This window comes from Serratia sp. 506_PEND (assembly GCF_001076875.1).
GTDB classification, from domain to species: Bacteria; Pseudomonadota; Gammaproteobacteria; order Enterobacterales; family Enterobacteriaceae; genus Serratia; species Serratia marcescens.
This window is the reverse complement of record NZ_JVEL01000354.1, coordinates 1-8,145: the sequence shown is the minus strand read 5'-3', so window position 1 is coordinate 8,145 and position 8,145 is coordinate 1. Positions and strand designations below refer to the sequence as shown.

The window sequence follows — 8,145 nt, the reverse complement described above, 5'->3', positions numbered from 1 at the left end:
AAGGCGGGGAGCACGTTGCTGTGACACATGACCGCCCTGTTCCATCGGGGACGGAAACAAGGGGGATGACAAAGCCGCAGCGCAAGCGACTGACCAGAGGGAGGGAGTGCGAACGGGTGCCGGCATCAGGCTTCAGCCGACCCTTGTTTATGGACCGGAACAGGGCAGTGTCAGTCACAGCAAAAGTGAACACCGCTGACAACGGGGGCAAAGTGGGCGCCGGAAGAAGCCGGTTTACCGGCTTTCCTCAGCGGCCGTCCGCGACGGCCAGTGAAAGCGGCGCACCCGGAACGGGGGCAGCAAGCGGGTCGTTGACCTCAGGCATCGCTTGCTATCCCAACGGGACGGAGACAGGCCACGTCCAGGCTCCGCGTAGCCTGGTGGCCACCGCGTGGACACCCGGCGAAGTGCAGGCGACGACCCGGTTCACCGGGAAGCCGAAGGGGCCCAGCCGGGTTTGAATTTCTTTGATTGTGGCGCTTTTGAGCCCCGAAATTCGGTTAAAAAAGAAATTAAAATAAGTGCAGTTTTTGCACTTTTTCCGCATTAAAAATCTGACCATTTCAACCCCGAAACCTGAAATATTTGTCACCCTGAATCGCATGATTTCAGGACATCCGGAACCGGGCCGGAGCGCCGCAGGCGCCGGGCTTCAGTCCCTGCAGGCATCAGCCTGCAGAAGGGTTTTCCCGCCGGCAAAAGTCGGTTGTCCACAGTGCAGGTCAGTAAGGTACCGGACAGCCTGTGGATAACATGCTCAGGAGCGCACTGTTCGTGATACGCCCCTGAGCGGTTACTATTTAACCACCATAGTGCGGTACATTACCCAGCAGCCAGTCCGGGCCAATGACATCGCGCCATCCGTGCTCATCATCTTCGTCATACTCCAGACTGTCATCAGCACACTCAACCAGACGACCCTCTTCATAACGCCGGTAGCCACAATAGTCACTGCCAGCCTCACTGAAATAGTGGTCAATGGTACAGCCCCATCTGTCTGACAGTGCCTCCATGACCGACTCATCTGGCGGAGACCAGGGCGTATCCATATCAATTTCCAGCCAGCCGTAACCGCCTGTTATTTCAGCCTGACTGGCTGAAGGCCATTTAATGCCATAGTTGGCGCAGTACAGGTCACAGGCGCTCTGTACCCTCTCCAGCAGGCGACCATTAAATCCGTTAAGTTCACACGCAAGCCTTGTGGGGAAAATCAGGCGGAAATCGCACATCTCGCCTTCGGGTTCGGCTTCAAGCATATCGAACACCTCTCCCCGGTTGACGGTTTGCAGCCACAAATGGCTCCAGTCATGGCTTTGAATGCGCATCACGGCATCAACCCGCGTCTGCTCATCGGCGGTCAGATCATCCCACTTCAGACCGGCAAGCCCCGTCGCCTGATAATACTGGTCGATATAATGGCAGCATGATTTATCCAGCCAGGCATTACTGCCCAGCTTTGCCACCCATCCGCCAAATGCAAGGGCGGCTTCAGTGGGTTCGTCGCAGCCATGCGCAGTGAGCGCAGGATACGGCAGATACTGCATATCGATACCCGGCTTCAGTCGCCCGGCCACGCCAGCGATGAACATACGAATACTTTGATTAATGGCGCGTTTGTAATACGGGTACATCGTCCCGTTCGCCCAGGCTTCGACCTCGGCCTGCGCATACACAGACACGGTGAGTTTAATTCGGTTGGCACACCAGTTCGGCATCGTTCTCTCTCCCATATAGGTTGGTGGATACGGCTGTCGCCGTGACCACTAACCAGACCGGGCGGTCAGCGGGGGGAACAAGGGCGCGCCCGGAAGCCGCAGCGCAGGCGAAAATCAGTGCTGAATGCGCTGATTTTTGACGTGAACGGGTGAGGAGCGCGGCGTAGCTTCCCTTGTTACTCACGCCGCCCGGGCTAAGGTTTGGGCACGGCGTCAGCCCCCTCGGGCACAAAACGTATCGCGGAAAAAGCCAACTTCCGCCGGCACGGCGACAGAAGGCGACCGGTACGGGCGCGGCCTTTTTGACTCCGGATAACACCGGCTCAACGCCGGGGGTATCCGGCAGGGGGAAACGGGCCGCTGGGGAGCGACCCGGAAGTGTCGGGGATCAGGCGGCGTGAACAAAACTGCGGAAGGCCTGCGCCTGCTCTGTAATGGCGTGACGGGCTTCGTTTGCGACATACTGAATTTCTGATCGGCAGACCCATTTTCTGACCGGCTGCCCGGGGAGAATGACAACCTCACTGGCCCAGGACTCCGCCATCAGCTGGCCCGCGCATTTCACCTGAAACCGGACGGAAGCCACGCGGGCATTATCGTCCAGGATCAGCCGGATATACTCCTCCAGAATGGCATCCTCTGTGTCACAATAGCCACAGTCGCACGGGTCTACCGCCACGGCCTCCAGGGTGACGTTCTCCGTGGCCCGGGTGAACAGGCTCTCATTATATTCAGCCGGATACGTTCCTTCGGTGAGTCGGTAACCCAGTGTTTTCACACTGTGACACAGACATTCATATTGTTCGCGCAGTGCCTGCAGTAGACGTTTTTCCAGCCCTTCCATTTCATCCGGAAACCCCTCGGCAACCATCCGGGTATCGCCAGAATGGCTGTACCAGCTCTGTGCCAGCTCGAGTCGCACACAAGCGCCCTGCTCCTTCACCGCCGTGAATAACGCCCGGGCATTGCGCCGGGTCAGATAACGCTTTCCTCGCAGCCCCGGAATAATACGAAGCAGATCGGCGCTGGAAAGGGTGCCGTGGAAAACCACGCCGTCGCTCTGGCACCACTGCAGGCCATATTCAAGGCGAAGTGATGTGGGCCAGTTCAGGGCCTGCAGCTCCTGTTTTGCCATGGTGTGGATCAGCGCACTGGTCAGGCTGTGAAGGGTCTGAAATGTCATCGTGTGTTTCCTCTGGTGTTGACTCCCCTGATTGGCCGGGAAGTGATGGCCGTGACCCTTTCGCGAGACGGGGTATCAGGGCCGGCGTCAATAACCGGAGGGAGGCCGCAGCGCCGCGTGGCAGACGCGGCGACCGGGGGACTGACGGGCTGTTGATGCCGGACCGCACCGGCTCAGCGTGAGTCACGGCCAGAAACACCGGCGACAAAGGAGAGAGACGCCGAAGGAAAGACGTCGTCCGCCTGTAAGGCGGGTAAAGGCGCCCTTCAGGGCGCGTCATTATTCGCGGCGCGGGAAAAATCGCCACAGTGTTGGAAATAGCCGTCTGCATCGGTGGCGCCGGGCCAGTCTCCCCCCGCGTGGCGCTGGCAGAGGCTGGCCTCCCCGGGGCTGTACCACAGATGCTTACACCAGGCGCACAGGTCGTCATCTGAAATGGAGCGGGAAAATATCATCAGCTCTGCGGGCGGCTCTCTGAAAGTAGCAGGGACAGAAATGGGTTGCATGTACATCACCTCAGTGGATCCTCCCGGCGGCCCGGGAGGGTGCGTTAACATCAGCGCGGGGCAAAACTTGCGGTAATTTCCCGCTCAATCTGGATGGTTCTGCGGACGTTCGCCGCCAGGGTCGTCAGGTGCTGGCGCGGTAGCCAGCCACGCACCGGTGTACCGGGACGGATAACACAGACCTCGGGAAGCTGAATTTCTCCCATCCGGAACATACCCAGATCCCGAATGACCACCAGGCCGACGGTCAGGACTTCAGAACCCTGGTTGAGGATCTCATCCAGCCAGGCATCGGTCTGCTGGCGGTCAGGTTTTACCGTGACTGGCAGCTCATCCCATACTTCTGCAGCCACAATGAAATGGGGTGTTTCACGCTCAAATATCCAGGCACCATCATATCTGGCTCCGGTTAGCGCCAGGATGGTGTCAGCGTCCTCAGCCATCAGCTGGCAGACAGCAGCAAGATCATCCTGCAGGGCATTTTGCAGGGAGTCCCGGCACAGCTCGCGGTCATCAGGCATATCGATAAGGACAACATTGAGGCTCATTTCCTCTCCACAGACCTTACCTAAAACCCGGGCAGTGGCGCCGCTCTTGCCGCACAGCAGCTGCAGACCGCTGACGTTCTTCGATGCCAGCCGTCCTCGCGCTGCCAGGCAGGGCAACAGGTCAATCAGGGCGCTGGTATTGACCGTACCCGCAACCGTTAACATGCTGCCGCATTCTGCTGCGTGGAAATCCAGGCCTTCAGACCAGCCGCGTTCAGTAAGAAGCTGGCGGCCCCGGGCCGCCGTCAGAAGGGTATACAGGCTCACAGGATAACCTCCCCGTCACGCGCACCGGCAGCGAAGGCTTCTGCGTCACCCGGGCAGTGGAACTCATAGCGCTGACCTTTTGGATATGAGGCGCTGAAGACGTCCACGTAAAAACTGGCTTCACGGCCACACAGACCCGCCCAATCCGGATCGCCTTTTACGCCCTGATACGTTGTGATGATATTAAAGTGCGCCAGCGTAGCGGCGAACTCAGGGGATGAAATCAGCAGCTTATCTGTCATTGCCTGCAGCAGGTTTTGCACTACCTGACGATCGTTCATAACTTTCTCCTTCGCGTAATGGTCCGAAAAAAACTTCCTTCTGGCGTTCCTCCTTTCGAAGGGGGTCGTTGTCTCCCGCCATGAGCGACGGGCGGCAACGGGCCATCGGGCAAAAGTCATGCCCCGGATGCAAAGCCGCAGCGCAAGCGACTGACCAACGGGAAGGAGTGCGAACGGGTGCCGCAGACGGCGGCTTGAATTTTGACGGCACGGTGCAACCGTTTAAGCGATGGCTGGAGATAACGTGCGCCAGGCTGGAGGACACCGGAAGTGCTTTTTTCGGTACAGGCCCGCCGGGGCGGGCATCCTTATTCGGCCGGGTGTGCCGGGGGCATCGCCCCCTGGAAGCACCCGGACAGCCGGGGCACCGGCCCCGGCCTTCCATCATCCCCGGAGAAACCGGCGCAGAGAATCGATAGCATCAGCCGTTCCCAGCCGTTCCTGCCAGCCCCCGACGTACCATAGAGGCGTCCGGTAAGTCCGACGAACATCAAGGGTCAGAGAGTTGCCGATCACGACTTCTGCGGGGATACCCAGGTAGGACAGCTGCAGGTAACACATATGCGCTGCCACCGGGTCAATATCCATGCAGCTGGCAAAGAGTTTGTCCTGATAGTTAATGCCCTGCTCTGCCATCACCTCTGCAAAAGCAATCACCATACTACCGGCGCCGGCAGCGGGTTCATGTAATGTGATAAACGGTTTGTGCTTCAGCTGTTCGCGCGCATTGCCGGCGGTAAGACGAGCCATCAACTGGGAAAGGTGATAAGGAGTGAAAAACTGGCCCATATGCGCAGAGCCGATCTCCAGCTCCATAAATATCTGCCCAAGAAAATCACCGGGCTGACACTCCAGCGCGCCGGTGAGGCATGCCAGCAGGTGTGCCATACGTTTCACATCATCAGGCTGATAACGGCCCGCAATAGTCAGATATTCCTGTTCCAGTTCCGGCGAGCGAAGAAAGGCATTCTGGACAGCGATCGATGCCATCTCAACGAAATCCCGGAACACTTCATGCCGGTGATGGTAGCGCGCGATGTCGCTAAACAGGCGAACAAAATCCCGGCGGTAATGGTCGTAACCGTTTTGCCCGGTATGCGCTGGTTTACGAGGAGTTGCTTCTGGTAATGCCATCTCCAGAGTTAATTGCGTCATTCTGGCGTTCCTTCCTTTCCGGCGGTCTGCGGTGTGCTCCCGCCATACCGCACACGACGCAACGTGCCAGCTGGAAAAAATCCAGCTCCGGATGCAAGGCCGCAGCGCAAAAGACTGTAAGCACGTGGTGAACTCACCTTGCGTTGCAAGGTGAGTTTGTGTTTTGGATTTTCAGAGGACTAACGGAAGGTATTGCCGGCGTACGGCAGCAGCTCATTCAACCGCCGGTTCGGCCACGACGGCAACCGCGTCAGTACATCACGCAACCAGGCATACGGCTCCAAACCGTTCAGCTTTGCCGTCTCCAGCAGACTCAGGATATTCGCCATTCGCTGACCCGCTCGCAGACTGCCTGCGAAGAGCCAGTTCTTGCGCCCAACCGCCACCGGACGTATCACGTTCTCCGCCCGGTTGTTGTCTATCGGTACCCGACCATCCTCCAGATAGACCAGTAACGCCGCCCATCGCTTCAACGTATAGTCGATGGCCTTGCGTATCCCCGAGTTTGGTGCCGTCTTCTGCTGCTTCACCTGTAACCAGCTTTCGAACGCCTTCAACCGCGGTTTGGCATAACGGTGTCGCCATCGTCGTCGTTGTTCTGCCGGGCGCTGCTTTATCCGTCGCTCCAGGTTGTACAGCTCGCGGATAGTGGCCAGGGCGATTTCTGCCACCGGACTGCCGTTCGCCTTGTGCTGGTCGAAGAACTTCCGACGCACATGCGCCCAGCAGCCGGCTTCCTTCACGCTACCTTCGTCGAACAGCGCCCGGTAACCGGCATAGCCGTCCACGACCAACGTACCCTGCCAGCTATCCAGCATCGCGCTGGCATAGGTGCCACTGCGGCCCGGCTGGCAGTCATACAGCACCACCGCCCTGTCTGCCCCGGCGGCGCTGACGTAGGCCCACAGATACCCCTTCTGGCTGTGACCTTTTTCGGGATTGAGCAACAGTAACGGTGTCTCATCCGCCTGCAGTACCGCTTGCTGCAGCAGGTCCTGCCGCAGGGCGTCGGCCAGTGGCTTCAGTGCCGCCCCCACCGCACCGAACCAACCAGCCAGCGTGCTGCAGGGAATATCGATACCGTGACGCAGGTAGATTTTCTGCTGACGGTATAGCGGCAGATGGTCACTGCATTTGGCTACGGTGACCTGGGCCAACAACCCCGGACCGGGCTGGCCTTTTTCGATAAGCTGAGGCGGTAAGGGAACGGTATGGACGGTTTCACAGCAGGGACAGCTGTAGTGCGGGCGCACCGTGCGATGCACCACCACCCGAGCCGGAATGTACTCCAGCCGTTCGCTCACCTCATCACGCAGGGGGCGCAGGGCGTGCCCGCAGTCGGGGCAGTCATGACTGCTCAGGTCAAGACGGACCGTTTCACGGGATAACTCTGGCGGCAATGGCTGGCGTTTGGGCGGTGTGCCAGGGAGCGCCTTGCCTGCCGGTAACACCGCCGCCAACTGCTGTTCCAGGTCGGCGGTGTCGGCATCGACATCCTCTTCCGCCAGGCTCCGCTGTTCGCCCTGGAAGGCTTCACTCTTGCGGCCGAAGCGCCAGCGACGGCCGGCCTTCAGCGCGTCTTCCAGGGCCTGGATGTAGTGAGCCTGAGCTTCGAGCAGGGCCAGAGCCCGGACACGTAACTCATGGGGATCTTGTGTGGTAAACAGCGCGTCGATATCCATATCAGCAGCTTGACATAACGGACGGTGATAATCACGTCATATCATGACGTTAACGTTTAACGTCTCAGGTTTCCCAGCCCGGCAGGTCAAGCCCCTCAACCTGTTGCCAGTCTACCCCCTTGGTCAGCCAGGCGAACTGCTCTGCCGTCAGCGGCCAGGCGGTATCCCCGGGGCGGGGCCAGGTGAAGTGGCCCTGATGCAACCGGCGGGTGCACAGCCAGACGCCGTGCTTGTCCCACTGCAACACTTTGATGCGTGAGCGTGCCTTGTTGCAGAAAACCACCGCGGTTCCCGGCGGTAAGGGCGAGGGCAAGTGTTCATCGGCCAGCCGGGTCAGGGTATCAATACCCCGGCGCATATCGGTCGGCTCACGGGCCAGCCAGATGGCATGAGGCATTAGCATAGGTTGAGCTCCGCCATGATGGCCGGCAACTGGCTGGGCTGGCAGGTGATGGAGCACCGTTTTAAATTCAGGGTAATGGCGGGCATATGCGGGTCTATGTTGGGGAGGGATAGCGGTGCCTCTTCAGGGGCAACAGTCACCGGAATAAAAGGGGGTTCAGCGGCCGGTGACGTTGGGATTTTGGTCCACTTGCCGACCCAGTTGCAAAAGGTTTTGACATTGAGATGGTGTTGCAGGCTGTACTGAGTGCGGGACAGGCCGCTGAATTGCCAGTCGGCGACATGTTGCTGCTGTTGTTGGAGGGTATGGCGAGATTTTGGCATGGGGGAACCTGCGTAGTGAACATGAGGTTCAAGCGTGCCGAGTCGCACAAGGATTAACAATGTGAGTTCACCGCGTGCTTAC

At 59.1% G+C, this 8,145-nt stretch carries 8 protein-coding genes; all 8 read right to left on the bottom strand.

Features of this window, described 5'->3' with window-relative positions:
- Nucleotides 1-800: 800 nt before the first annotated feature.
- Nucleotides 801-1,715 carry a DUF1281 domain-containing protein gene (locus tag ADK28_RS11475; protein WP_065426250.1) on the bottom strand — a complete coding sequence of 305 codons (915 nt, stop codon included), beginning with the start codon at nucleotides 1,713-1,715 and terminating at the stop codon, nucleotides 801-803.
- Between the two features lie 388 nt (nucleotides 1,716-2,103).
- Entirely contained in the window at nucleotides 2,104-2,898 is a 795-nt protein-coding gene (locus ADK28_RS11470) for a hypothetical protein (RefSeq protein WP_048795702.1), read from the bottom strand.
- 556 nt (nucleotides 2,899-3,454) lie between these two features.
- Entirely contained in the window at nucleotides 3,455-4,219 is a 765-nt protein-coding gene (locus ADK28_RS11460; RefSeq protein ID WP_048795701.1) for a hypothetical protein, read from the bottom strand.
- Nucleotides 4,216-4,500 (bottom strand): hypothetical protein, encoded by a 285-nt coding sequence (locus ADK28_RS11455; RefSeq protein WP_048795700.1) that lies wholly within the window; start codon nucleotides 4,498-4,500, stop codon nucleotides 4,216-4,218. The genes ADK28_RS11460 and ADK28_RS11455 overlap by 4 nt, the downstream gene beginning before the upstream one ends.
- A gap of 384 nt (nucleotides 4,501-4,884) precedes the next feature.
- Nucleotides 4,885-5,655, bottom strand: coding sequence for an N-6 DNA methylase (locus tag ADK28_RS11450; protein ID WP_239686239.1), 771 nt, complete (start codon nucleotides 5,653-5,655; stop codon nucleotides 4,885-4,887).
- A gap of 179 nt (nucleotides 5,656-5,834) precedes the next feature.
- Nucleotides 5,835-7,337 (bottom strand): IS66 family transposase, encoded by a 1,503-nt coding sequence (gene tnpC / locus ADK28_RS11445; protein WP_048795398.1) that lies wholly within the window; start codon nucleotides 7,335-7,337, stop codon nucleotides 5,835-5,837.
- A 64-nt stretch (nucleotides 7,338-7,401) separates the two neighbouring features.
- A complete protein-coding gene (tnpB, locus tag ADK28_RS11440; protein ID WP_048795397.1) occupies nucleotides 7,402-7,740 on the bottom strand; it encodes an IS66 family insertion sequence element accessory protein TnpB in 339 nt (112 codons plus the stop codon).
- Nucleotides 7,734-8,063 carry an IS66 family insertion sequence element accessory protein TnpA gene (gene tnpA, locus ADK28_RS31510; RefSeq protein ID WP_049191698.1) on the bottom strand — a complete coding sequence of 110 codons (330 nt, stop codon included), beginning with the start codon at nucleotides 8,061-8,063 and terminating at the stop codon, nucleotides 7,734-7,736. The genes tnpB and tnpA overlap by 7 nt, the downstream gene beginning before the upstream one ends.
- Between the last annotated feature and the right edge of the window lie 82 nt (nucleotides 8,064-8,145).